Genomic DNA, 24,385 nt, shown 5'->3' with positions numbered 1-24,385 from the left:
CCATTGAAATAGTCATCGAAAGGACACGGCATGGCCCACCTGCTACGCATCGTGATGATTCACGGCCACCTGGAAGGCGTGGTCGAACTGAGTGTGGACGGTCACACCAATATTTGCGGCACCAACGCCTCCGGCAAAACCACGCTACAGCGCCTGGTACCGGTGTTCTACGGTGAATTACCCAACAAGGTCGTGCCCAAGACGCGCATGAAGTTCGACGCGTTTTATTTGCCCCACCGCAACAGCTACCTGGTGTACGAATACCGCCGCGAAGCGGGCAACATCTGCCAAGCGGTGCTGACCCGCAAGGCCGAGGGCGGGGTGGAATACCGCTTTGTCGGCGCGCCCTACCAGCCGGAGGATTATCTGGTGGAGAGCGACGCGGGCGTTGCGGCGCTGGACTACACCCAGTGGGCCAGCGGCCTGCGGCGCAACGGCACGCCGGTGTCGCCCAAGCTGGGCGCCACCTCTGAATTCCGCTCGGTGATCCAGAACGACTTTACCCAACTGCACGGCAACAGCCGCGATGGCCTCAAGCTGCGCCAGATCGCGTCGCAGTTCAGCCTGGTCAAACCCGAGCGGCGCATCCGCCATATCGAAAAGCTGGTTTCTGCGGTGCATGCCAAAGAGGGCAAGATGGACACCCTCAAAACCATGCTGGCGGCGATTTTCGAAGAGGATGGCGTTGAACTCCCGGTGACCCGGATTCGCAACACCAAGGCACGGGAGTGGATTGCCCAGATGCGCCAATCCATGCGCCTGGAACCGCTGCAGGCATCGCTGGCCAGGCTGGCCGGTATCGATCGTGAACTCGCCGACCTGGATGCCACGCTGTGGCAACTGAAACCCCAACTGGAAGACGACCGTCAGAAAGCAGAGCGCCAAATGGCCGATCTGGATGCCGAGCTTGCCCGCCACCAGCGCGAGTTCCAGCAGCGTGAGAGCGACTACGCAGAAGCACGGGATAAGCTAAACGACCGCCACAGTGAAGTGGTCAGCGATTTACAGCAGACCCAGCGCCGCCTCAACGACCTGCAAACCCAGTACGAGCACTACGCTGATGCGGACATGCCCGCCCTGGAGCGCGATATCAATGCGCTGCCCCAGTGGCGGGAGCAGCGAGACCAGCTGCAAAAGCACCTGAACGTGATGCAGGACGCGGTCAAAGAGAGCCAGGCGCGCCTGGACGGGCGGCTGCGCGAGCTTTCCGAAGCATTGGCCCGCCAGACCCGTGAATCCCAGGAACTGATCGACGCCCTGGTCGAAGAGAAAGCCCTGCGCCGGGAGCAGCAGTGGGAGTCCGAACAGCAGCTCAACGAACGCTACCAACAGGAGCGCCAACGCCTGGAGGGCGAGTACCAGGCGCAGCTGGAACTCGGCGTCGAGCAGCTAGCCGAACTGAAAGCGCAGCTCTCGCTCTCGACTCAGACCGCTGAAGAGGCTTCCGAGGCGGAGCTTGCCCAGGCGCGCCTGGATCAGGCCCAGCAGGAGCGCAACGCATCGGCTGCTACCCTGGATGGCCTGCGCCGGGAGTTTGAAAGCCGAAAACGCGAGCGCGACAGTGCCGAACAGCAACTGGTGCAACTTCGTCAGCAGTTGGAGCGCGCCGAGCAGCGCTGCTTCGCGCTCTATCAGCAGCGCGACCCGGAGCAGGGCAGCCTGCGCCATTTCCTGCGCTATCACCGCCCCGGTTGGGAGCAGCAGTTAGGCAAGGTGATTGCGCCAGAGCTGCTAGAGCGGCGTGACCTCGCCCCGCAACTGGCAGAAGGCGCTAGCGATGATCTGTTTGGGCTGGCGGTGGATCTCTCCGCCATTGCCCTGCCCGATTACGCCCAGGATGAAGCCAGCCTGCTGGCCGCCATCGAAGAAGCCGATAGCGCCAAACGCCGGGTGCAGTCAGAGAGCCAGGCCGCCGAGAAAGCGCTCAGGCAGCATAACGAGCGGGTGCAGCAGGCCGATGAAGCCCAAGATCAGGGCCGCATGGCTCACAAGCGCGCCGAGCAGGAAGTCGAGTTTGCGATAGAGGCCCGCCGCCAGCAGCAGGAGCGCCATACCAAGCGCCAGCAGGAGCGTCGCGCAGCGCATCAGACCGCGTTAGCCAGCCAGGAGCAGGCGCAGAAGGAGCTGCGCGAAGAGAAGCAGCAGGCGCTCGCCGCCCTTAGCGAGACCCACCAAAGCCAACTGCTGGAGCTCAAGGCCGACGGCCAGAGCCAGGTGGATAGCCTGGATGCCCAACTGCGCCAGTATAAGCAGCAGTTGAGCGACGCCAATGCCGAACACAAGCGCCAACGCACGGAACTGGAAGAGGCCTTTAGCCAGGAACTGGCCGAGCAGGGCGTTGACCCCGCCAAGCTAAAAGATACCAAGGAGCGGCTGGCAAGTCAGGATGAACGCATTCGCGTCACCGCCGCCCGCCAGGATGAGCTCACCGAGTACACCCGCTTTATGCGCGTTGAGTGGGGGCAGCATAAACCGCAGCTCGTCGCTCAAGAGGCAGAGCTGGAGCAAGCAGAGCAAAAGCTGCAGCGGGATAAAGAGCACCTGAAAAACGACTTCCAGGCCGCGCGCAAAACTCACCAAAGCACAGTCAGCACGCTGAAAACCCAGCGGGAGAGCGAATACGCCTGCCTGGAAGCATTGAAGCCGCTACTCACCCAACTGGAAAGCTTGGCCATCGAGCCCGACAGCCAAGCGCCCGGCACGCCACTGGGCGATGTGGACGAGCGTATCGAGCGCGCCCGCCAAGCCTTGGGCAATCGCCACCAGCTCATCGAGCAGCTGCGCCGTGGCTGCCTGGAGGTCGAAAGCCAACTGATCAAGGACGCCAGCAGCGGCTTTGCCGAAGCGCTGGAGAGCGAACGCAGCAAGCTGCAGAGCGACAACCCGCGCCTACAGCTGCCGCTACTGCGCGACATGCTCAAACTGCTCGAAGATCAACAGCAGCAGTTGATTCAGGAAGGGCGCAACCTAAGCGACGACCTGGATAAGTTCTTCACCGTGTTCCGCGACCTGAACCGGCGCATCAGCGCCCAAAGCCGTCGTCTCTCTGAAGAAGTCGCCGATGACCTGCGCCTGGAGGGCATCACCAAGGCCGAAGTGCGCATCCAGTCCACCATCGATGAACTCGGCTTCTGGGAGCCGCTGAAGCTGTTCGCCCAGCGCTATAAAGAGTGGCGCGAGTCCGGCCAGACGCTGCCCAGCGATGACTACCTCAACGCTCTGGCGGACGTGGTCGATTTGCTGCGCAGCGACCAGCAGTACAGCTTTGAGAGCCTGCTGCGCCTAGAGCTGCACCTGAACGAAGGCGGCACCGATCTGGTGATCAAAAACGACCGCCAACTGCTGGAGTCCTCCAGCCACGGCATGGCGTATCTGATTCTGTGCAAGTTCCTACTCGCCTTTACCCGCCTGCTGCGCGGCGATGCAGAAATCGCCATCCACTGGCCTATTGATGAAATCGGCACCCTGGCGTACCACAACGTCGAAAAACTGTTCGACGCCTGCGACAGCAACCGTATTCATATCGTCGGCGCGTTTCCCAACCCCGAGTCCGATGTGTTGCTATTGTTCGCCAACCGCTATCTGATTGATCGCGATGAGGCCAACCCCAACAAGCGGGTGTTAAAACGCATCGAGCCACGGCTAAGCCGCCTGGCCGAACGACTCCAGGAACGTCAGCAGGAGGTGACGGTATGATCGAACATGGCCCACTGCTAGAGCGCCTGCTGGCGGGTGAGTTTGTCTGCCCGATCAGCGATGAGAGCGGCTATCGTCATCTCACCAATGAAGAGACCCGGGAAGAGATCGATACCTACCTGCGGCCGCTTAACCGACGGCTGGCCAGCAATGAAGATGGCAGCGTCTATTTTCTGGCCTGGCGTCAGCTCAATGACAACGCCCGCGATCAGCTCTCCCGCCAGCTCGGCGATACGCTCAATAGCCTGCTGCCGCTGCTGGAGTGGCTGCAGCTGGTTCAGGAGGCGCTGGGCCGCGACACTCTGGCCGCCCCCGGCGACGTACTCAAACCCGCCGAGTTCAGCGCCAAGTGCGAAGATAACCAGAGCCTGCGCGAACGCCTGGAGCGCCTGGCCACCGACAGCTTCTTTGGCTCGCAAAGTGACCAGCTCGACGCCCAGGTAAAGCAGGTCTTCAAGCGCCTGAAAGAGCATGGCTACCTGCTCCAGCCCCATTCAGAGCGGCAGGTATTCGTGGTCACCGGCAAGATCGACTACCTGGTGGATCTGGTGCGCTTTATTCGCGATGAAGAGAACCTGCCCATCGAAGAGGGTAGCGAGGAAGGCTCCGGTTCCCAGGAGGCCCTGTTGTGAGCATGGGTTCTAATGGGGAACACGCTCTGGAAAGCCGCCTGCTGAAAACCGGCAGCGAACGGCTGGCGCTGCTCGGCAAGCATGCCGATGTGCTGATGCAGGCCTACACCCGCGATGAAGTGCCGCTGGAATCGCTCAGCGATAGCGCGCTACGCAAGCTGCTGGCGGCGCGCATTCTATGGCGACCGGATGAGCAGAGCGGCGTGAAGCTGGCGCCCAAGGTGCGCGAACTGATCGCCGAGATGCTTGCCGACGAGACCCGCCGCCATGTGAACGCCGATGTAGCGGAAACCCTGGAACTGATTCGCGCCCTGGTACATAGCTATCGGGAGGCGCGTAGCCGCGGCGAGCACTGGCGGCTGGAGCAGCAGTTGATGCGCCTGCGCCAAGAGGTCGACGACCTGAACGGACGCTTCGCCGATGCCATCGACAGTTTATGGCAGCGGCTGAATAGTGATTTTGGTTTCGTCAGTCAGCTCAACGACAAAATCCGCGAAAACGACCGCGCCCAGAAGCAGATCGCGAGACTGCTGGATGGCCTGGCGCTGATCGACTTCGACGAGCTGATCGAACTGGTGGGCAGCGACGGCGGCCTGCGCAAGCTGTTGATCAGCCAGCTTCAGCAGCAACTAAGCCACCACTACACCAGCCTGCGCGAAGTGCAGCGGCGCTTGATCGAACTGATGGCGCGCTTTCGCAAGCAGCAGGCGCGCAGCCGCCTGATCAGCGGCATGGCCGCTTTTATGCGGGAACATCCCGGCTTTGTGCCGGGCAACTACGCCCGGCGCAGCGAAGTGCCAGGGCTGGTCAATCAAGCTGCACCGCTAAGCGCGGCGGCCGCCCCGGCGCTGGATCGTAACCTGGACAGCCGGTTGCTCGCCGACTTGCTGCACCAGCTACCCCAGCCGCGCCACACCACGCAAACCGTAGAAGCCGCGGCCCCTGCCCAAGCCCAGGAGAGCAGCTTAGCCGCTGCCCGCCAGCAGGCGCTCAAACAGGATGTGGAGCACTTCTATTTAAGCGTGATCGACCAGCCCCAAGCAGAGCCGGTCAGCGCCCTTGAGTACCTGCACGAAAGCCCGCTGGAATGGCCGGAGGAAATCTGGCTCTTCCAGGTGATTTCCGAATACCAGGGCCTGCCGCGCAGCGATCAGAAGGCGTTTCGGCTCAAACAGCAGGAAAGTCAGGCGAGTACCTTCAACCACCTGCGCCTGATCCACGATGTAGAACTGCAGCTGGCCGTATGAACCTACCCAGCCGCGCACGCAATGGCCTTAACGGCGTCGCCCGCGAACTGCTCCGCCAGCCCACGGTGGAGAAGCCCCGCCGCCAGTGGGTAGACGACGTGGTAGCCTGGTGCCACCAGCACGACATTGACCTGGCCATGCGAATCAACGGTAAAGCGCTGCGTTTTGACGCCACCTTGCTGGCGCAGATCAATGACGTGTTAGAGAGCGCCCGCATAGCACCACTAGGCCGCTCACTCAGCGGCCTAACCAGCAGCGCCCAAGCGAAAGAGGGTGTAGAGGAAAACAAAGCAAGCCGCGAAAGCCCCCGCGCACGGCGGGTACTCGTCAGTTTTCCGCCCCAGCCAACAACCGGGCTTGCCAACGAGCCACGCGCTATTCGTGATGTAGATGTGCTGGGGTTAAAATTGAGTGCCTTTAGCGCCTTGGTGCAGGTCGAAAACCTGGACAGCTTCTACGAGTTTTCGCCGGAACTCCCAGCGCTAAGCGGGTACGTAAATCCGCTGGTCGTCTACCGCGGCGATAGCCACTACGGCGGCGGCTTCGCGTTACTGGCAGAAGCTTGGCGCAAAACCCGCCGAACACATATCTACGCCGGTGACTTCGATGTAAAAGGCGTTACGCTAGCACTCGACAACAAGGCCACGCACTTGCTCCTGCCCGGCATCGAGTGGCTTACCCAAAACGCCACACCGTTGCATGTGCCTGCCGAGCAGTTTCCTTATCAGCGCAGGCTTCGTAAACACCTTGCTTCGCTGCCATCGGCTCATCCACTGCGTGAGTATCTGACGCTGCTGCTGGAAAAGCAGCGGGGGCTTAAGCAGCAGTGGTTTGGTGGGGAGATGGTGTGTGTGGGACTTAGCTAAAAGTCGGATCAAAAGGCTGCCGCTCAAGCCCGCATTTCACGCTTTGTCTTCGTAGGATTCATCAGCGCCGTAGACCTGATTCCCATGGCGTAGTAGTGTTTTCTAGGCTGTATGATTAGGCAGAGCAAAACGAGCCAGTACGCTACATTTGGATATAATGCCTATTTTTTCTTTGTCTCCAGGCGAATCAGTGGGGTAGAGTCAAATAAGGTGGTCACAAGATCTTAATGAATGAGCGGGCATATGCTGCCTTCAGTTGAATCACTGTTATGTCACAACAATAGGATATGCATGTGTCTGGAAACTTAAGAATAGGATTTTACAAATTTGTTGATGAAACAAAAGCAATGCCAGAGGTGGTTGCAAGGGAATTTGAATTAAAAACGTACAAGGAAATGCGGTCGACAACCAATATATTATGGGAATCACAGCCTTTTTATTTTGCGTGGTCTTTAGTTTCTAAGAACTACGAAGAGTATCTTTCTATCAAAACAAAGAAGCAGAAGCTAAATTTTCACCCCAAAATTCTTCTGGGGAGTGATAAGCCATATTCACAAATGTCAGATATAAGTAGAGCTACAATAAATTTTTTGGCTACAGCCTCTACGTTTCTTATAGTATCTCAGCGATTGATGAAAAACTTTTTCGGTGAAGACTCTGAAACCTACGCTAAGTGGAATTCGCATAGGCAGGGTTTATACACTAATTCAAATCCTTATAAAATTTGTTACGAATTGCGAAACTTTTCACAGCATTACCAAATACCAATTTCTGGTATCAACATGGACTTTAGAGACGGTCACGCTGAAGGAGGTGACCCTTATTTAATTGTTGATGAACTTCTAACTTGTGGCTATGATTGGAAAAAGTTTAGAGAAGTCTTAGAGTTACAGGAAAGCCAGCTCTGTTTGTCTGAGTTACTGGAAGGCTACTATGCTTGCCTCAAGGAAGTCTTTTTATCTGGTCACACATGTTTTGAAGATAACATTGAAGCTAGTAGAAGCTATATTCAAGTAATCATAAGGAGTTTCGGTTTGCCAGTGGAGTGTACCCCTATTATTTTTACGCTGGATCCATACGAAAATGATTATAACAATCTAGCACAGGAGTACATGCCAGTGGGATTGCACAAGTTTATTGATGACATAACAAGTTTTTAAGATGATTCGGCACTCGCAGCATTTTTACTATGCGTTGGTTTTCGTGTTTAAGATGGTTGTCTTCGACAATAATGTTGGGTGCCTCACGCCTTAATAAAGCGTTAGTTTGAAATCAGAATGTGGAGCAATAATTGAACACCAAAGAGACTTTGAAGAAATTGCGAGAAAATGAACAGAGTCTGTTTATTGTTCACTACTCGTGTCAGAATTTAAACGATAACAACGAAAATTATTCTCCGCGGATAACTTCTATCGCTGTGCTCCATGTTGGAAGCTCCACAATGCACAGCTTTTCCATTCATTTGGTCGCCGAAATTAACAAGATTCCTCGTGAAGAAATCCATGACCATTATGACGATCTAGAAAAAAAGATGCTGGCGCAGTTTTTCTCATTTTTGTCTGAAAATGATGGTGGATTTTGGCTGCACTGGAATATGTCTAATATTAACTATGGATTTGAAGCATTGCTTCACCGCTACAAAGTCCTTTCTGGTGAAGACGGTAAAAGAATCCCTGACTCTAAGAAATTTAACCTGTCGTCATTAATATTGTCTGTATATGGAAAAAACTGCGTAGAGCACCCAAGAATGGCAAGCTTTATGAAGCTGAATAATGGGGAGCATCGTGATAACCTTACCGGCAAGGAAGAAGTTGATGCATTCGCCGCTAAAGAATATGTAAAGCTACATAAGTCGACTATGTCTAAGGTTTATTGGTTTCAGCATATGTATTACCTCTTACAACGCGACAAGATAAATGTTCACAAGAAAAACTGGGGTAACAGAGTTAACACCTTCCTTGAGCGGCCTATAGTTAAAGTACTTGGTTTCGTCGCAGTACTGTTTTCATTATTTCAAGCTATGCAGTATGGTTATTCTGCGCTTGAGCTTGAAGAAAAAACAGATAATACAGTGCAAGAGCAAACTAGCAAATTAAGCAACACGGATTCAGCAAAATACATCGGTTCTTAAAGCGTTATACGTCGTAAGGAGGCTTCCGTTGAAGACCGAGTGGCAATTTCGTTTTGAAGCAGTCAATTTCCATTTTGGAAAGGAGCACAAGTACAAGGGAGCGTCTGAGCAACCGGTCGAATTCGGGAATGGCTCAATTGATCGACTAGAATTCGAAGCACGGATTGAACCTGAAAACGACTGCATCTGTCCTTCGGATGTAGAGCAGGTGGGCTCCTTATACATCACTCTTGGATATGGAGTGAAAGAAGCGAAGCCTATAGCTCACTGGATTGCCCAGTACATGGCGCAGCAAATTTCTTTCCAGTCAGGTCGTTTCAGAATCGATTACAGCTTTGTTACCTGCAAGCGCATCACTGAGACGGAGGAGGAAGAGAAGGAATTTGGAGATAAGTTATATTCTGTTGAGCTTCATTTAGAAGAAGTCATACCGACTCCAGCATTTGATTCTGAGCGGTTTCAGGAAAGCGCTCTCAAGCCGATCGACATGCGCCTACTTGCTCAGTTCAATGACGCTGCGGCGGATAGTAGTCCTATCAAAAAATTCTTAGGTTTTTTTAGAATCCTCGAAAGCTTGTTTTCGGGCTCCAAGAAGAAACCGTTGAAAACTGCGTTCAAGGAGTCCGATAGGCTTCGACGAAATTTTGAGAAACTGCTTCCAGACGGAAAGTTTGAAACTTTCGTTGACGAAGTGGTTGATGTCCGTCATCGCTGTGCTCACCTCAAGCTGGACAAATCGTTTGGGTACGCCCCAATCGATCCCAAAATTGATGAGGAAGTCCGGCCACTTCTAAGTGCATTGGAGGCACTCTGTGCCAACTGCATGCGCGACGTATAACTAATCGCTGAAGGTGGCGTCGAGCCCACCACATAAATTTGCTACTGATAAGTCATGTATTGCCTTAAACGCACCAGAATTCAGGCATTATGAACTAGGTATGCTAACCCTTTAACGGCAAATGAAAACAGCTACGCTTGGCGGATATCAGTAGGCTTCCACTGCATTTATGTGCATCTAATAATCATCGTAAAAGAACGAATGTATAAAATCAGGCAGGCACTCCATTACCTTGTTCTTCAAGCGAGTACATAAGCGAGAGCACGAATAAAATATGAATTTACTATTCCTCGGCACCTCCGCCGGGGTGCCCACTAAAACAAGGAACGTCTCCGGGGTCGCTTTGCGAGAGAGCAAGGGGAAGGGCTGGTACCTGATCGATTGTGGTGAGGGCACCCAGCACCAGGTTTTGCACACCAAGCTGTCGTTTCATTCACTGAAAGCCATCTTTATTACCCACGTGCACGGCGACCACTGCTATGGGCTGCCGGGCATACTGGCGAGTGTGGCCACATGCGTGTCTAGGAATTTGGACTATGCTGGGGAAACTAGTTTTTCTTAACGTAGCATCCTGCCGCTCAAGGACACGGTGATATGAGCCTAGAAATAACAATGGTTATACTGCTCGCTGCCATCTTTAACGCCAGTTGGAATGCGATCATTAAAGTGAGTGGCGACAGGATCGCCGTTATGGCAGTGATTACCCTGTTGGGCAGCTTGGTTTCTGTGTTTGCACTGCCTTTCGTGGCGCTCCCCGATCCTGCCAGTTGGCCGCTGCTTGGCTTGGCTATCTTGATTCATACCGCATATCACTTTTGCCTGCCCATGGCTTACCACTATGGCGATTTCGGCCAGGTCTATCCCATAGCGCGTGGATCGGCGCCATTACTCGTTACCCTTGGCGCAGCCGCATTCGCTGGCGAAATGTTGGGGTTTCTCCCGTTACTCGGCGTGCTGTTTCTTGGGGTGGGCGTGATGTCGTTAGCCTTTGATACAAGCACCGGTATCACCAGAAATCCCCGTGCTATCCTCCTTGCTCTCGGTACGGGTGCTTTTATCGCTTCCTACACGTTGGTAGGCGGCCTGGGGGCACGACAAGCTGGCTCGGTGCTCGGCTTTGCTGTTTTGTTAACGCTCGGCAACGGCTTACTGACGTTTGCTATTGCCCTGATATGGAAAGCCAAGGAGATAAAAAGAGTTATATCCAGCAATTTGGCTCCCGCTATTGTCGGCGGGGGAATGCAGGTCGGTGCGTATTGGATCGTTATCTGGGCCATGGCCTACGCCCCACTCGGCATGGTCTCGGCTTTACGAGAAACCAGTGTGCTGTTCGCCGCACTGATTTCCACCATCATTCTGAAAGAAGGTTTCGGCGTATGGCGGTTTGTTTCTTCAGGCCTGATCGCTTGCGGGATTGCGTTGACGCGCTGTAAGCCTTGAAACTCATCCGAGAAGTAGTCGGTGGTGAATTCACCTTTTTTGTTGTTGCCTGGTGCGCAACAGGCTATAGTTTCCTCATGATTAAATCATTCCGTCACAAAGGACTGAAAAGGTTCTACTCGTCTGGTAGCACCGCTGGCATACAGGTAGATCATGCCAAGAAGTTGCGCATGCAGCTCGCTGCTCTGGATACGGCTATATCAGTGGAAGACATGGATATCCCCGGTTTTCGGCTTCACCCATTGAAGGGGAAAGACAAGGGGCGATGGTCGATTTGGGTCAACGGAAATTGGCGCATGACGTTCGAATTTCGGGATGGCAACGCCTACATTCTTGATTATGAGGATTATCACTAATGACGATGCATAACCCACCGCATCCCGGCGAATTTATCCGAGAGGTTTACCTCGCCCCCTTTGGTATCAGCTCTCGTCAGCTTGCATCCAGTTTGGGCGTTTCCCCCTCCACCTTGTCGCGGTTGCTCAAGGGGGATAGCGGTATTAGCCCCGAAATGTCTTTGCGTCTATCCAAAGTGCTTGGGCGCACCCCAGAAAGCTGGCTGGCGATGCAGGATATGTATGATCTATGGATGGCTCGCAGCACAATTAATTTGGACGACCTTCAGCCATTGGATTTTGAAGCCGCTTAACGAGAGCTATCGTTGCTTCTGATCCTCCTGTCGAAAAAGTCCGAGAAAACGAACTTATTGGAACTCTATATGCCTGCAACCCAGGCTTGGGGTTCTAAAGAGAAGGCATGGATGCGATATGAATTTACTATTCCTAGGAACCTCCGCCGGAGTACCCACCAAAACAAGAAACGTCTCCGGGATTGCTTTGCGAGAAAGCCAGGGGAAGGGCTGGTACCTGATCGATTGTGGTGAGGGCACCCAGCATCAGGTTTTGCACACGAAGCTGTCTTTCCATTCGCTGAAAACCATCTTGATTACCCACGAGCACGGCGACCACTGCTATGGGCTGCCGGGCATACTGGCGAGTGCGGGAATGGGCGGCCGGAAAGCGCCCCTGACCATTGTGGCACCCGCAGGTATCAAGGCGTGGTTGGAGGCCACCTGCGAGGCCACGCAGCTATGTTTACCCTTCGCTTTGAAGTTTATCGACTCGGACGAGCTGCCAAGCGTTGCGTTTGGGAGCATGGCGATTACTACGTTCAGGCTTTCACACCGGGCGCCGTCCTATGCTTATGGGTTTACGGAGACAAAGGTCGACGCCGCCTTGGACGTGGATAAACTAGCGCAGAAGGGTATTCCGAGAGGGCGGTTGTGGGGGCAGTTGAAGCAAGGGGTTGATGTTGAGTTTGCGGGTGAGCGGTTAAAAAGCCATGACTATCTGATCTTCAAGCACAAGCCGAGAAAAGTGGTGGTAGCGGGGGACAATGACCAGCCTGACTTGTTGTTTGAGGCGTGCAAGGGCGCGCAGGTGCTGGTGCATGAAGCCACTTACACCGAAGAAATGGCCCAGAAGGCCGGTGATGTGGGGCATAGTTACGCTAAGCTTGTCGCCGCGTTTGCCGAAACCGTACAGCTACCTAATCTGGTGCTGACGCACTTTAGCCCCCGTTACCAGCTCAACCTCAAGGCGACGCCCTCCATCGAAGATATCCGCAAAGAGGCCGAGAACGCCTATTCAGGCTCGCTTTATTTGGCGCAGGATTTTGGCGAATACACCCTGGATAAGGCGGGCCACTTTACTGAAGTGGCGGGCAAGTAGTCTTTAATCTAATCGTGCTATCTCCTGTAGTGGCATAGTCAGTTTCTTGGTTATTTTTGATTTTTATATGCTTTTGACACCTGATACGTAGCAGGGTACATTTGATAGATGATCCGAAGCTTCAAACACAAAGGCTTGGCAAAATTCTTTAAATCCGGCAGCACTGCAGGGATTCAGGCCGCGCATGCAAAGAGACTTCGGCTTATTCTTGGTCGACTTAATGCAGCGTCAGATGTCAACGATATGGACTTGCCAGGTCTTCGCTTGCACGAACTCTCAGGTAAGCGCTCTGGAATCTGGTCAGTCACGGTGAGTGGTAACTGGCGCGTGACGTTCCGGTTCGAGAACGGAGATGCCGAGATAGTGAATTACGAAGATTATCACTGAGGTAGCGCCAATGTTGATGCACAACCCTCCCCACCCTGGTGAAGTATTACGCGAGCTTTGCTTGGAGCCTCTAGGCCTTACTGTGACAGCTGCTGCTGAAGCGCTGGGTGTAAGCCGCAAAACGCTCAGTGCCGTGCTGAACGGCAAAGCGGGTATTAGTCCTGAAATGGCTGTGCGGCTTTCTATTGCGTTTGATACCTCTGCGGAAAGCTGGTTGAACCAGCAGTCCCAATACGAGCTTTGGCATGCCGAACAGCATCGCAAAGAGCTTAAAGTAAAGAGGCTGGTTGCCGCTTAAAGCAGCGGTGGTTTAAGTACACCCTGGATTAAGCGGGCCACTTTGCTGAACTAGCGGCTGAATAACTGCTTTTATCCCGCCGCTCCTTGAGTGACCACCGCTCAGGTCAGTCGCGGCAATAGCCTTCACCTGTTGCGACTACCAAGCAATCTTCCTTTTCCAATAGCCACTTCATGCCGGTGGCTTCGCCGTCGCCCGAGCGAAGCAACTGCGGGCCGTCTCCGCGGTTGAAGCTAATGCCTTCGGTGGTGGCCTGCCCTTCGAAGGTGCCGATTTGGTCGTCATCCAGGCCGTAGCGCATGTGAAGGAGATAATGTCCCGGGCCTGCAGGCTCGTCCTTGCTGATTTCCAGGAATAACCCTTCAACGCCAATCCATCGGCCGACCCATTGATCGGTAACCTGATGGTGGGGTTGGTTTTGCTCGGTTGCAGTATCTGAAACGGGCGCGTTTGATGCGGTGGTGTTGCTGTTGCTACACCCACTTATCAGCATCGTAGTGATTAGCGCTAATAATGCTTTTTTCATAGCTGCCTCCTTATCATTACTGGGTGCTTCTCAGTATAGGGCGGAATGTACTTTCATCAGTTTGATCGTATTTTGGTATATGTCGATGTGCTATGCGCCGCTGAGGCATTTTAAAAGCTATCTCTGACTTTGATGATTATGCACCGAGATACGCCCGATGGTTGCTTTAAGCACTGCTGAATTTATTTTTGCTCGTGTGGGAATCAATGGGGTAGAGTTAAATTAATTTATGAAATCACTGTTAATTAGATATCTTCAGGATTCCCCATGTATTCAGACCCCTGGCTCCAACGCTGGTTGCCTCTTATCACTGATCGAGCTCACTGCGGGCCAGTCCTAGAGCTTGGTTGTGGTGCTGGTGAAGATAGCGCAATCCTTGTTGGAGCTGGCGTCGACCTTGTCGCACTCGACTTATCTGAAGAGTCCGTAACAACGGCTAGAGGCCGCGTACCCAACGCGAGTTTTTTTGTTCAAGACCTACGCGATCCTTTCCCGCTTGAGAATGGAAAAGCCAGCGTGGTCGTTGCGAGCCTATCGTTACACTATTTCCCTTGGGCTGAGACGCTGCGCCTTGTCACTCGTATACGTGACACTCTGAACGATAGCGGCATTCTCCTTTGTCGGTTGAACTCGACAAACGATCATCACTTCGGTGCCTCGGGACACCCCTTGATCGATACAAACTACTACTCCGTTCATGGCGAGCCCAAGCGTTTTTTTGATCGAAGTTCCATCGAGCACCTTTTCCAAAGCGGCTGGAATATGCTCAGTTTAGAAGAAATGATCACGCACAAGTACGCTATGCCAAAATCGATATGGGAAGCTATTCTAGTCAAAGACGTCTAACGAGTTAAACGGACTACTGTTTTTGATATCTTGGCAGAGAGCTGGCTGAATCATCAGTTCCAGTATGCGCTTTGGTATGCTGACCAATATTGCGAAGAGCTTAACGTGAAGAAGCTTGTTATGGTCTGAAATAGCATATAGCCAAGTCATTCTCCAGGTGTCATATCCTTCGAGTCGCAGCGATTTTGCCACTGGTGATGGCAGGCGCTATCAGTTTCTATAGCGCCTGTAATGACAGACTGCAGATGATTTCCCAAAAATAGAAAAATTTAAATCTTACTTAATATTCCAAGTAGGTCTCGGTTAAACTGCTGGTTAGTGACAACACCCTGCTCTAAGTCAAAATTGTCAAAAAAGCTTGGTAAGGAAAGCGCGCCTATAACGGTTGCTGAAAAATAGGGAGCTGACGCTTGTGCGGAAGCTAAAACACTTTGTGCCCCACCTTGACCAGGCGAGGTAGATAGCATAAGAACGGGTTTATTTTGAAATACTTTCATATCTATTCGTGATGTCCAGTCAAATAGGTTTTTATAGGCTGACGTATAAGTCCCATTGTGTTCCGCGAATGACATTACAATGACATCTGCTTCACCGATAGCGTTGTAAAAAGCATGCGCCAATTCAGGGATGCCAGACTCCTTTTCTCTGTCTTCGCTAAATATTGGCATTTCAAAGTCGTTAAGATCGATTAACGAAATATCTGCATCGCTGATTTGTTGTGCTGCATAAAAAGCCAGCTTTTTGTTAATGGAGCTTTTGCTGTTGCTAGCGCCGAAGGAAAGTACTTTCATTTTAAAATCCTCTGAGTTTATTTTTTCAAGGGTGTTGGTTTGGTTTTAGTTACACGTTTTTAATAAAAATGTTATCTGAAGCGATAAGCTTGAGTTGGCTTTGACGTAGGGCTATTCTGAAACCTCAACTAAGGTTTAGGTCAAGAGGGGTGCGAAAAATAAACTTATAGGCATTTTATTTGAGCTTGAAGAGCTTCCGAATCATACCCGTGTCACTCTTGTTGATTGGGACAAATTGGGCTCTAGGTGGCGAGGCGAGCTAAACAGGAAGATAACGCAGTTAATTGAACTGAGAGATATGATGACAGACTGCATCGGGTGTGGTTGCCTTTCTCTTGATAAGGTGCAAGCTACATTCTTGAAAGCCATGACTCCTTAATCTTCAAACACAAACCAGGGAAAGTCATGATCGCCGCGTTTGCCGAATCGACAGAGCTGCCCACCTGGTGCTGACGAACTTTAGTCCTCGTTACCAGTTCAACCCCCAGCGTTGGAACTAGTAAGCTGCTAAGCCGTGAGTAAGAGGCTTTTGCTTACCAACGCCGTCAATGGGTTGGAAAAAGTGCACAACCGACTAGGCGGGTTGCGTTTAGGTGTTGCTTGATAAAAGCCAAGGCTTAGCGCAGTTTGAGCGCTGACGACCGAACCCAACGAGGAGATCTATCATGCAGAAGGTAAGAATTGACCTAGTATCTGATGTCGCCTGCCCGTGGTGCGCGATCGGCTATCGGCGCTTGGAACAAGCGCTAGAAACCCTTGATGGCGAGATCGACGTTGAACTCTTCTGGCAGCCCTTTGAACTCAACCCTGACATGCCGCCCGAGGGCGAGCCGATCCTGGAGCACTTGTGCCGCAAGTACGGCAAGGACGCGGCCAGCATGGCGCAGTCCCAGCGTGAGATTATGGCGGTGGCCGAAGAGCTTGGATTAAATTTTCGTGGCGCCCAGGAGCGTCGAGCGAACAATACCTTCGCTGCCCACCGCGTGCTGGCGTGGGCCGCCACGCAAAATCTAGAGACGCCCCTGCAGTTAGCACTTTTCGATGCCTACTTCGGTGAGGCGAAAAACCCTTCAGACCCAGAGGTTTTGCGGGAGAAGGCCATTGAGGTTGGGCTTGATGGTGATGTTGCCGAGGCCATCGCCCGGTCTGATCAGTACGCAGACGAAGTACGCGCGGCAGAGCAGCATTTCATAGAAGCGGGTGTAAGCGCCGTGCCGGGATTCATTCTGGATGGACGTTACCTGATTCCTGGTGCCCAGCCAGCTGACGTGCTTGTCGATGCGCTTCGCCAGGTGGCCGAAGAGAACGCCAACCGATAATGTTTTAGAGGCTCTGGCCTGAATGGCGGCTAGTTAGCCTGGTTCATATCGCAACTTCTTAAGCGCTGGCTTTAAGACTCAAAGCCAGCGCTACCCCCCTTACTGCAAAAACGCCCGCAACGTATCACTTGCTTGATTGATGGAAACAACGCCATCCAAGTGGCCTCGATTGCCATCCAGGGTTTCAAGCGTCACGTCGGTGCCGTCTGATTCAATCAACTCTGCGGTGCCGCGCACACCTTCAGGCGCGAAGACGAGGTCGTTTTCGCTATACAGCATCAGGGTCGGCGCTTCGATGGCGGCAAGCCCTTCCTCTAACGACTCGCCGTGGCCCGCCATAAAGGTTTGGTTGGCGCGCACTAGATAGAGCAGGTGATTAGCGTCAGAAGTGGCAGCGCGGGCGGCGGCGATATCATCCAGCGTTTGTTCGATCGCGTAGCGGGCGTTGATATCCTGAGCGGGGTCACGCGCTTCATCGGCCCAATCGCGGTTAAAGGTTTCGTTAGCCCACTGCCAGTGGTTGGCGTTGAGTGTCACCAGTTTTAGCGCTTCTTTTAGCCCGTCGGTAGGTGGTTCGCCGTTGTAGTAGTTACCCTCGTTCCAGTTGGCGTCTAAACGAATCGGCGCTGCCCAGGCGCTTAGCGTGGCCAGTAGCCAAGGGTCGGCAACGCCGCCGCCAATCACTGAGATTAAGCGTTCAACTCGGTCAGGATAGGCGCTGGCCCACTCGATAGCTTGTAGCGCGCCCATCGAGGCACCCATCACCGCATGCAGCGATTCAATGCCTTGGCTTTCGAGTAGCTCGCGCTGTACCTCGACAAAGTCGCGGATGGTGACGACCGGGAAGTCCATGCCCCAGGGCTCGCCGGTGTCAGGGTTGATGGAGGCGGGCCCGGTGGTGGTGACGTTGGGGTCTTTGGCATTCAGGTTAACCAGCGTATCCGAGGAGATGATGTAGTACTCATCGGTATCGAGTGGCTTGCCGGGGCCAATGATGGCATCCCAGTAGCCGGTCGGCTGCCCATCTACCTCATAGCGGCCTGCCGCATGACTGGTGCCAGAGAAGAAGTGGGTGATCAGAATGACGTTATCGCGGGCGTCATTGAGCTCGCCGTAGGCTTCCCAACCCACCGTGACGTTGGGGATCGTCTCGCCGCCATGGGTAGTGAAGCTGTCCATTTCGAAGGTCTGTTTCTCGACGACCCCATCCCAGGCCCACAGGGGAGAAGCCAGAAGGAGGCCAAGGCCGGAACAGAGCGTTGCCGTGAACAGCGCGTATCGTGTAGATGCCATAGGGTTGCCTTTAACGAGGGGTTATTGTGATTGTTATGGGCCACCGGCAGTGACCACCCTCTCAGCGTAGTAGACCCTAGCGCATTTTGAATGGATTCAACCCGTTGGCTTGCTGCATCATCATTCAGCACCGTTTAACATATTAAGTGCTTGAGGAAGAACGAGTGGTTAACAATGTTTACCACGGGGGACCACTACTAGTAATAGACGTCTTTGCTCCGCGCTGATGCCTTGATGCTACTGCGGCCTCTCGTCCGCCCTAGCCTCATGAGTCGGCTATATTGGTTTCTGTCTCGAAAGCGTGTTCATCCACCCATTTGGCTAAATCACCCAGTGCTTTCATCGCACCTGTCTTGGTGTACTCCCGGGGCCAAGCACTCAAAGCCAACCAGCGCCCAGCGGTTTCAGGCCAAGTGTCGTTGCCATGGCCTTCTCTGTACCAAGTACAGTCTGGGTGTTTGGTGACAGGCGTTACCTTTAAAAATGCCCGTTCGATTTTTTTCAGCCAAGGGTCACTGCTTACCTGGCTTTCCAAGTAGGCCCGAACTTCAAAACCGATGCTTTCATCACCTTCCGACTCTGATGAAGGATAATAAACGAGGCATATTTGGGAGGCTCCTGTATTACTCCAAGCACTGGGGAAGAAACGCCATACTCTTGTCTCTTCACTCCAAATTTCCGGCTTTTTCTTGGTATGGATATCGCTGGTAGCTATTTGCAATGCAGCCGCAATATGGCTTTTACCTTCCGCCATCAACTCCTGTTCGAATTGCTCCAAACGCTGAGATGCTTCATACAGGTCATTGAAATGCTTCAACGAAAAATTCAGTTCGACTTTCGTCATTGTCTTTTCTTCAGTTGGATGGGCGATAGAAGTGAGGTGCTGTAACAACTCTTGATAGAAAATTTGCCATTTCGTCTGATCAGATGGGGCTACGTCTTTCCCGTACAGTTCATAAGCTGAGACCAATACTTCCGAGTAGGATAACGTTGGCCAGCCTGCGTTAGTGGCGGGTGCCTGAACGCCTTCCTTGGAGTCATCTGGGCATAAAACGCATTTGTAGATATTAACTTCATAGCTTTTCAGCAAGTCGTCATAGGCATAAAACGGATTATTAGTCGCCGAAGCCCATACTTTATGCTCAATGCCCAATACGAAGTTGTTTCCTGAAACCAATAAGTCCAAGCGCTTGATCGATTCGCTTTCGACATTCCAGCTCCCTGCTTCCCGTTCGGTAGTGACTGCTTCCCAGTCGACTTGCTGTAGATGGTCATGATCGAATCGCTCTTTACGAACTAGTGCATGCAGAACGGCCTTGGCTAACCAGTGAGGCGCACCGGGATAACCGCCCATAAAGAAGGCCATTAAGTCGGATAGTCGGTTCTCATTCTGACCAGGTCCTGCAACCGAAAACAAATTGGGTGTCAGGGGTTCTGGCTTGGGCAGCAGTGCCAGCTTCTCGAAAAACCGCTCCAAAGCTGCCAAATCATTCGATTCTGAATACATTGATGAATCCTAATGGAATTTAAACGGATTCAACCCGTTGGCTTGCTGCATCATCATGCGCTTGGCGAACGGGAAACGCTCGGCGAGCTGCAGGCTTAGATCGCCCAGCTGGCGCAACGGCTTGGCGCCGGTAAACAGGTGGTGAAAGCTGTCGGTGGCGGCGATCATCGCCTGGTTGGCCGCGCGGCGCTGGCACTCAAAGCGCAGTAGGTTGACATAGTCGCCGGGGTCGCGGCCCTGAATAATGATCTCGGCAAGGGTGTCGGCGTCTTGCAGGCCGATATTTAACCCCTGGCCTGCCAGCGGGTGCACCACATGGGCCGCGTCGCCAATGAGTGCCAGACGCTTGCCGATGTAGCGGTGGGCGTGTTGGCGCTTGATGGGAAAGCTGGCCCGGGCGACGATGCGGATGAGGTTGCCCAGGCGTTTAGGGAAGGCCATTTCGATGGCTGCTTTAAGTGCCTCATCGTCCAGCTGTTCGCGGGCTTGGGTGGTTTTATCTGTGTCGTACCACACCAAGGAAGCGCGATGGCCGGGCAATGGCAGCATGGCAATGGGGCCCGTGGGGGTGAAGACCTGCCAGCTGACATCCTGCTGGGGCAGTTCGGTTTCCACGTTAATAATCATCGCCCGCTGATGGTAATCGTGGCTACTAACGTTGATCCCCGCTAGCTCACGTAGGGTCGATTGCGCGCCGTCGGCGCCGACGATCAAACGGGCGCTTAGGGTTTTGCCATTATCCAGCTCCAGCAGGCGGCCAGTGCTTGAGGTGATCGTACTTAATGGTGCGCATTGGGTGTAGCAGGTGACGCTGGGCAGTTGTTCTAGCCGTTGCCATAGCGCGTACTGCAACGTGCGGTTTTCGATAAAGATGCCGAAGTCATCCATGCCACTATCCTGAGCGGAAAACAGCGAATGGCCGGTGCCGTCCTGGTTGGAGACATCGATATGCCGAAAAGGGCAGCAACGCTCCTCAGGTAACGTCGTGCCGCTGGCCTTAACGAACGCTAACGAGCGCGCATTCAGCGAGGAAATACGCAGGTCATAGTCACCGCTAGGGGGAGTAGGGGCATCGCCGTGCTCTACCAGCCCAACGGAGAAACCCGCATGACCCACGCGAGCCGCCAGAGCGGCGCCCACCATGCCGCCACCGACAATAATAATGTCATGATCGTGCTGCATAAGAGTATCTCCTGGGTGCACAATAACCGTTAAAGGGCGCGTTGCATGGCCCGCTGTTGCTATACAGTATCGTTGAGTTTGAGCCACATTGCCTAGAGGTGAACGATTGACGCAGGCCGTGGAAATTGCAGAAAGCGTTGCCCAGGCGGGCGAGGAACTGGCTGATTTTATTCAGCGGCACCCCAAACTGTGGGTGATTACCGGTGCCGGTGTGAGTACCGACAGTGGCATTCCGGACTATCGCGATGCGGATGGTCAGTGGAAGCGGCCACCCCCGGTGCAGCATGGCGACTTCATGAGTTCTCATCACGTTCGCCAGCGCTACTGGGCCCGCGCGCTGATCGGTTTTAGCGCCATGCGCGAAGCCCAAGCCAGCGGCGCACACCGTGCGTTGGTTGCGCTGGAGTCACAGGGTTATATCCAGCAGTTGGTGACCCAAAACGTTGACCGTTTACATCAGCGCGCTGGTTCCCGCCGGGTGATCGACCTCCATGGTCGAGCGGACATGGTGAAGTGCATGGTGTGCGACTATCAAATGATGCGCCACGCCATGCATGCCGAAATGGCGCGCATGAATCCGAGCTTTACTGGTTTGCAGGCGGGGCACGCTCCGGATGGCGATGCCGACCTGGAAACCGACTTCAGCACCTTTCGCATTTTCGACTGCCCGCGCTGCAGCGGCATCCTGAAGCCTGACGTGGTGTTCTACGGCGATGTGGTGCCCGCCGAACGGCGGCTTGCAGCGCAGGTAGCGCTGGCAGAGTCGGAGGCGGTACTGGCAGTGGGCACCTCGTTGATGGTGTTTTCCGGCTACCGTTTCTGCCGTGCCGCCCATGAACGGGGCATGCCGCTAGCATCGCTATCGCTCGGCGTCACCCGGGCAGATGCGCTATTGACCCACCAGTGGCGGGCGCCGTTGACGCCGGTGCTCGAGCAGGCTGTGAGCTGTTTGCAGCGGCGTTTACTTGACTGAAGTGCTAGGGTATTAGGTAGATATCGCCATCAATAGCGGAGCCTATCGTGCTGCCATTCGAACATCTCTATTCCACCTTGCCTGAACCTCTCTGGGTCGCCACCCAAGCAACGCCTGTGGCTCAACCCGAACTGATTGCGTTCAATGCGCCGCTTGCCCATGAACTGGGGGCCAAAGAGATACCTGACTCAACAACGCTTGCCGATTGGTTTAGCGGCAACCAGCCCATGCCGGATGCCAAGCCGGGCGCCTTAGGTTACGCCGGGCATCAGTTCGGTAACTTTGTGCCGCAACTGGGCGATGGCCGTGCGCTGCTGCTGGGCGAAGTGATCGATCAGAATGGCGTTCGCCGCGATGTGCAGCTAAAAGGCAGCGGCCGCACACCGTTTTCCCGTGGTGGCGATGGTCGTTCGCCGTTAGGGCCGGTGCTGCGTGAGTACCTGGTCAGCGAGTTCATGGCCGCCATGGGGATTCCCACCACCCGTGCCCTTGCGGCCGTGGCGAGCGGCGAGCGAGTGGTACGGCAAATGGCTGAGCCCGGCGCCGTCTTTACCCGCGTGGCGAGTAGCCATATTCGCGTGGGTACCTTTCAGTTTGCCGCTGCACAGCGGGATGAAGCATTGCTCAAAGCCCTGGCGGATCATGTGATTGCGCGCCACTACCCGGATGCCGCCAACGCAGAAGATCCCTATATGGCGCTGCTGGAAGCGGTGGTCGCTCGTCAGGCGGTGCTGATTGCCCGCTGGATCAGCGTCGGCTTTATTCACGGCGTGATGAATACCGATAACTGCAGCATCGCCGGCGAAACCATCGATTACGGCCCCTGCGCCTTTATGGAGCAGTTCGATCCGCAGAAGGTGTACAGTTCCATCGATCAAGGCCGACGCTACGCCTTTGCCAACCAGCCAGCGATTGCTCAGTGGAATCTGGCCCGCTTTGCCGAAACGCTGCTGCCGTTGATGCGGGAAGAGGGCGACGCGGTCGTGGAGCAGGCCACTGACGCCATCCGGCGCTTTGAATCACTGTTCAACGCCGAGCAAGTCCGCCTGCATGCCGATAAGCTCGGTTTAGCGGCGGAAAGCCCTCAAGCCGAAGCGCTAATGGAAGGTCTCGAAAGCCAGATGCATCAGGGGCGGATGGACATGACCGCCACCTTTGACGCGCTCACGCAATACGCTTCCTCGCCGAGCGATGAGTACCGCCAGGCACTGCTGGCGCTGACGACTCAGCCTGGCGAGTTGACCGCGTGGCTGGATACCTGGCAGCAAGCGCAGATAGCCAGCCAAGATAGTGAGCGTTTTGCGGCCATGCGAAGCGCCAACCCGGTCATTATTCCCCGTAACCACCGGGTTCAAGAGGTCATTGATGCCGCTTACGAAGGTGATTTTGCGCCTTTCCACACCTTATTGGCAGTGGTGACTAAGCCGTTCGATGAATCTGTTGAAGCGCGCCGTTTAGCGGCGCCCGCCACGGAAAATGAGCAGGTGCTAAGAACCTTCTGTGGCACATAACGCCTATGCTAGACTGTGTTTTTTTACAGTTGGAAGGCTAGCCGGTGCGCAAAATCATTCACTGCGACTGTGACTGCTTTTATGCAGCAGTGGAAATGCGCGATAATCCCGCGCTGCGGGATATACCGATTGCGATTGGCGGCAGCGTCGAGCAGCGCGGGGTGGTCGCCACCTGCAACTATCCCGCCCGCGAATTTGGCATTCACTCGGCCATGCCGATGGCTCAGGCACTCAAGCGCTGCCCGCACCTCACCGTGATCCGCGGTGAGATGGCCAAATACAAAGAAGTTGCCCGCCAGGTCTTCGCCATTTATCGCGATGTGACTGAACTGATCGAACCGCTCTCCCTGGATGAGGCCTTTCTGGATGTCTCGGAGGTCACCCAGCATCACGGCAGCGCGACGCTAATGGCTGAAGCGATCCGTGAACGGGTCAGCCGCGAAGTGGGGATCACCGTTTCGGCGGGCGTAGCGCCCAACAAGTTTCTGGCCAAAATTGCCAGCGACTGGAACAAACCCGACGGCCTGTGCGTGATTACGCCGGATAAGGTCGATAGCTTCGTACAACAGTTGCCGGTCAAGAAAATCCACGGGGTAGGACCGCGTACGGCCGAGAAACTGGCGGGGCTGGATATTCACACCTGCGCTGACCTGCGTACCCGCACGCTAACCGACCTGGTCGAGCACTTTGGCCGTTTTGGACGGCGACTGCATGAGCTGAGCTGGGGGCGGGACGAGCGCCCGGTGAAAACCCACCGGGAGCGCAAGTCGGTCAGCACCGAACAGACCTACGCCCAGGATTTACCCAACCTCGACGCCTGCCGCCGTGAGCTACCCGCGCTGATCGAAGATTTAGAGCGCCGCTACGCACGGCTTGACCCGCCACTGGCGGTGCGCGGGTTAATCGTAAAAGTGAAGTTCAACGACTTTACCCAAACCACCGTCGAACACGCCGACCCCGCGCCTAACCTTGAACAGTTTGAAACCCTGCTTAACGTTGGCTGGGCACGTGGCGAGCGTCCCGTGCGTCTGCTTGGCGTGGGGTATCGGCTGGCGGACAACAGCCAGGAGCATCAACTGTCGCTGTTTTAATTAGCCTGTTAATCCTTTTGTCGATTGACGCTCATGCAGGAGCGCGTTAAAACAGATGTATGATAGGCGGCGTAAATAATC

23 protein-coding genes and 1 pseudogene are annotated in these 24,385 nt (G+C 54.3%); 19 read left to right on the top strand and 5 right to left on the bottom strand.

Translation table 11 applies throughout. The features are described 5' to 3' along the window. Nucleotides 1-30: 30 nt before the first annotated feature. The 14 genes and pseudogenes from HALA3H3_RS04025 (at nt 31) to HALA3H3_RS03960 (ending at nt 13,265) form a co-directional block, all read left to right on the top strand. Entirely contained in the window at nt 31-3,696 is a 3,666-nt protein-coding gene (locus HALA3H3_RS04025; protein ID WP_022520047.1) for an ATP-binding protein, read from the top strand. Beyond that, complete coding sequence (locus HALA3H3_RS04020) at nt 3,693-4,328, top strand: condensin complex protein MksE (RefSeq protein ID WP_022520046.1); 636 nt, start codon at nt 3,693-3,695, stop codon at nt 4,326-4,328. The genes HALA3H3_RS04025 and HALA3H3_RS04020 overlap by 4 nt, the downstream gene beginning before the upstream one ends. Nucleotides 4,329-4,330: 2 nt before the next feature. Then, on the top strand, nt 4,331-5,575 hold the full coding sequence (locus tag HALA3H3_RS04015) for a hypothetical protein (RefSeq protein ID WP_053856898.1): 1,245 nt from the start codon (nt 4,331-4,333) through the stop codon (nt 5,573-5,575). Further along, nucleotides 5,572-6,441: a DUF7281 domain-containing protein gene (locus HALA3H3_RS04010; protein ID WP_022520044.1), complete on the top strand. Its 870-nt coding sequence runs from the start codon at nt 5,572-5,574 to the stop codon at nt 6,439-6,441. Before HALA3H3_RS04015 ends, HALA3H3_RS04010 begins: the two co-directional genes overlap by 4 nt. A 293-nt stretch (nt 6,442-6,734) precedes the next feature. After that, nucleotides 6,735-7,601, top strand: coding sequence for a hypothetical protein (locus HALA3H3_RS04005; protein WP_022520043.1), 867 nt, complete (start codon nt 6,735-6,737; stop codon nt 7,599-7,601). Between the two features lie 131 nt (nt 7,602-7,732). Further along, nucleotides 7,733-8,572, top strand: a complete 840-nt coding sequence (locus tag HALA3H3_RS04000) for a hypothetical protein (protein WP_022520042.1) — start codon at nt 7,733-7,735, stop codon at nt 8,570-8,572. A gap of 28 nt (nt 8,573-8,600) precedes the next feature. Beyond that, nucleotides 8,601-9,410, top strand: a complete 810-nt coding sequence (mauJ, locus tag HALA3H3_RS03995; RefSeq protein ID WP_022520041.1) for a methylamine utilization protein MauJ — start codon at nt 8,601-8,603, stop codon at nt 9,408-9,410. 274 nt (nt 9,411-9,684) lie between these two features. Beyond that, nucleotides 9,685-9,915 (top strand): annotated as a pseudogene (locus HALA3H3_RS03990) (MBL fold metallo-hydrolase); the annotation flags it as partial. Between the two features lie 89 nt (nt 9,916-10,004). Continuing rightward, nucleotides 10,005-10,850: an EamA family transporter gene (locus tag HALA3H3_RS03985; protein WP_022520039.1), complete on the top strand. Its 846-nt coding sequence runs from the start codon at nt 10,005-10,007 to the stop codon at nt 10,848-10,850. After that, nucleotides 10,847-11,206, top strand: coding sequence for a type II toxin-antitoxin system RelE/ParE family toxin (locus HALA3H3_RS03980; RefSeq protein ID WP_238326066.1), 360 nt, complete (start codon nt 10,847-10,849; stop codon nt 11,204-11,206). The genes HALA3H3_RS03985 and HALA3H3_RS03980 overlap by 4 nt, the downstream gene beginning before the upstream one ends. Continuing rightward, on the top strand, nt 11,206-11,499 hold the full coding sequence (locus tag HALA3H3_RS03975) for a HigA family addiction module antitoxin (protein WP_022520037.1): 294 nt from the start codon (nt 11,206-11,208) through the stop codon (nt 11,497-11,499). The genes HALA3H3_RS03980 and HALA3H3_RS03975 overlap by 1 nt, the downstream gene beginning before the upstream one ends. A gap of 118 nt (nt 11,500-11,617) precedes the next feature. Beyond that, complete coding sequence (locus HALA3H3_RS03970; protein ID WP_022520035.1) at nt 11,618-12,580, top strand: ribonuclease Z; 963 nt, start codon at nt 11,618-11,620, stop codon at nt 12,578-12,580. A 108-nt stretch (nt 12,581-12,688) separates the two neighbouring features. Beyond that, nucleotides 12,689-12,967 (top strand): type II toxin-antitoxin system RelE/ParE family toxin, encoded by a 279-nt coding sequence (locus HALA3H3_RS03965; protein ID WP_053856897.1) that lies wholly within the window; start codon nt 12,689-12,691, stop codon nt 12,965-12,967. Between the two features lie 10 nt (nt 12,968-12,977). After that, the gene (locus tag HALA3H3_RS03960) at nt 12,978-13,265 is read left to right on the top strand and encodes a HigA family addiction module antitoxin (protein WP_022520034.1); all 288 of its coding nucleotides are present in this window, start codon (nt 12,978-12,980) and stop codon (nt 13,263-13,265) included. Nucleotides 13,266-13,371: 106 nt separating this feature from the next. Here the strand turns inward: HALA3H3_RS03960 and HALA3H3_RS03955 are convergent, their stop codons facing one another. Next, complete coding sequence (locus tag HALA3H3_RS03955; protein WP_022520033.1) at nt 13,372-13,791, bottom strand: putative periplasmic lipoprotein; 420 nt, start codon at nt 13,789-13,791, stop codon at nt 13,372-13,374. Between the two features lie 267 nt (nt 13,792-14,058). Between HALA3H3_RS03955 and HALA3H3_RS03950 the strand changes: the two genes are divergently transcribed. After that, a complete protein-coding gene (locus tag HALA3H3_RS03950; RefSeq protein ID WP_022520031.1) occupies nt 14,059-14,637 on the top strand; it encodes a class I SAM-dependent methyltransferase in 579 nt (192 codons plus the stop codon). 269 nt (nt 14,638-14,906) lie between these two features. Here the strand turns inward: HALA3H3_RS03950 and HALA3H3_RS03945 are convergent, their stop codons facing one another. After that, nucleotides 14,907-15,428, bottom strand: coding sequence for an NADPH-dependent FMN reductase (locus HALA3H3_RS03945; RefSeq protein ID WP_022520030.1), 522 nt, complete (start codon nt 15,426-15,428; stop codon nt 14,907-14,909). 665 nt (nt 15,429-16,093) lie between these two features. Between HALA3H3_RS03945 and HALA3H3_RS03940 the strand changes: the two genes are divergently transcribed. Next, complete coding sequence (locus HALA3H3_RS03940) at nt 16,094-16,747, top strand: DsbA family oxidoreductase (RefSeq protein WP_022520029.1); 654 nt, start codon at nt 16,094-16,096, stop codon at nt 16,745-16,747. Between the two features lie 99 nt (nt 16,748-16,846). Here the strand turns inward: HALA3H3_RS03940 and HALA3H3_RS03935 are convergent, their stop codons facing one another. The 3 genes from HALA3H3_RS03935 to HALA3H3_RS03925 all read right to left on the bottom strand — a co-directional run bounded on the left by HALA3H3_RS03935 (nt 16,847) and on the right by HALA3H3_RS03925 (nt 20,729). Beyond that, nucleotides 16,847-18,040: an E22 family MetX-like putative esterase gene (locus tag HALA3H3_RS03935; RefSeq protein WP_022520028.1), complete on the bottom strand. Its 1,194-nt coding sequence runs from the start codon at nt 18,038-18,040 to the stop codon at nt 16,847-16,849. A 265-nt stretch (nt 18,041-18,305) separates the two neighbouring features. After that, nucleotides 18,306-19,547, bottom strand: coding sequence for a PDDEXK-like family protein (locus tag HALA3H3_RS03930; RefSeq protein WP_022520027.1), 1,242 nt, complete (start codon nt 19,545-19,547; stop codon nt 18,306-18,308). Nucleotides 19,548-19,556: 9 nt separating this feature from the next. After that, entirely contained in the window at nt 19,557-20,729 is a 1,173-nt protein-coding gene (locus tag HALA3H3_RS03925; protein WP_022520026.1) for a UbiH/UbiF/VisC/COQ6 family ubiquinone biosynthesis hydroxylase, read from the bottom strand. 106 nt (nt 20,730-20,835) lie between these two features. Here HALA3H3_RS03925 and HALA3H3_RS03920 point away from each other — a divergent pair, with 106 nt between their 5' ends. Genes HALA3H3_RS03920 through dinB form a run of 3 tightly spaced genes read left to right on the top strand, consistent with a single transcriptional unit; the run spans nt 20,836 to nt 24,304 of the window. Then, the gene (locus HALA3H3_RS03920; protein ID WP_022520025.1) at nt 20,836-21,702 is read left to right on the top strand and encodes an NAD-dependent protein deacetylase; all 867 of its coding nucleotides are present in this window, start codon (nt 20,836-20,838) and stop codon (nt 21,700-21,702) included. Between the two features lie 47 nt (nt 21,703-21,749). Continuing rightward, on the top strand, nt 21,750-23,213 hold the full coding sequence (locus HALA3H3_RS03915) for a protein adenylyltransferase SelO (RefSeq protein WP_022520024.1): 1,464 nt from the start codon (nt 21,750-21,752) through the stop codon (nt 23,211-23,213). Nucleotides 23,214-23,257: 44 nt separating this feature from the next. Beyond that, complete coding sequence (dinB, locus tag HALA3H3_RS03910) at nt 23,258-24,304, top strand: DNA polymerase IV (RefSeq protein WP_022520023.1); 1,047 nt, start codon at nt 23,258-23,260, stop codon at nt 24,302-24,304. The last annotated feature ends 81 nt before the right edge of the window (nt 24,305-24,385 follow it).

The organism is Halomonas sp. A3H3, from assembly GCF_000982975.1.
GTDB classification, from domain to species: Bacteria; Pseudomonadota; Gammaproteobacteria; order Pseudomonadales; family Halomonadaceae; genus Vreelandella; species Vreelandella titanicae.
Note: the sequence above shows the minus strand (reverse complement) of the source record. Positions and strands in the feature narration are given on the sequence as shown.

Bases quoted from the DNA above. Each gene is read 5' to 3' on its own strand.
- HALA3H3_RS04025 (WP_022520047.1), top strand. From the start codon at position 31: ATGGCCCACCTGCTACGCATCGTGATGATTCACGGCCACCTGGAAGGC.
- HALA3H3_RS04020 (WP_022520046.1), top strand. From the start codon at position 3,693: ATGATCGAACATGGCCCACTGCTAGAGCGCCTGCTGGCGGGTGAGTTT.
- HALA3H3_RS04015 (WP_053856898.1), top strand. From the start codon at position 4,331: ATGGGTTCTAATGGGGAACACGCTCTGGAAAGCCGCCTGCTGAAAACC.
- HALA3H3_RS04010 (WP_022520044.1), top strand. From the start codon at position 5,572: ATGAACCTACCCAGCCGCGCACGCAATGGCCTTAACGGCGTCGCCCGC.
- HALA3H3_RS03985 (WP_022520039.1), top strand. From the start codon at position 10,005: ATGAGCCTAGAAATAACAATGGTTATACTGCTCGCTGCCATCTTTAAC.
- HALA3H3_RS03975 (WP_022520037.1), top strand. From the start codon at position 11,206: ATGACGATGCATAACCCACCGCATCCCGGCGAATTTATCCGAGAGGTT.
- HALA3H3_RS03970 (WP_022520035.1), top strand. From the start codon at position 11,618: ATGAATTTACTATTCCTAGGAACCTCCGCCGGAGTACCCACCAAAACA.
- HALA3H3_RS03965 (WP_053856897.1), top strand. From the start codon at position 12,689: ATGATCCGAAGCTTCAAACACAAAGGCTTGGCAAAATTCTTTAAATCC.
- HALA3H3_RS03960 (WP_022520034.1), top strand. From the start codon at position 12,978: ATGTTGATGCACAACCCTCCCCACCCTGGTGAAGTATTACGCGAGCTT.
- HALA3H3_RS03955 (WP_022520033.1), bottom strand. From the start codon at position 13,791: ATGAAAAAAGCATTATTAGCGCTAATCACTACGATGCTGATAAGTGGG.
- HALA3H3_RS03950 (WP_022520031.1), top strand. From the start codon at position 14,059: ATGTATTCAGACCCCTGGCTCCAACGCTGGTTGCCTCTTATCACTGAT.
- HALA3H3_RS03945 (WP_022520030.1), bottom strand. From the start codon at position 15,428: ATGAAAGTACTTTCCTTCGGCGCTAGCAACAGCAAAAGCTCCATTAAC.
- HALA3H3_RS03940 (WP_022520029.1), top strand. From the start codon at position 16,094: ATGCAGAAGGTAAGAATTGACCTAGTATCTGATGTCGCCTGCCCGTGG.
- HALA3H3_RS03935 (WP_022520028.1), bottom strand. From the start codon at position 18,040: ATGGCATCTACACGATACGCGCTGTTCACGGCAACGCTCTGTTCCGGC.
- HALA3H3_RS03930 (WP_022520027.1), bottom strand. From the start codon at position 19,547: ATGTATTCAGAATCGAATGATTTGGCAGCTTTGGAGCGGTTTTTCGAG.
- HALA3H3_RS03925 (WP_022520026.1), bottom strand. From the start codon at position 20,729: ATGCAGCACGATCATGACATTATTATTGTCGGTGGCGGCATGGTGGGC.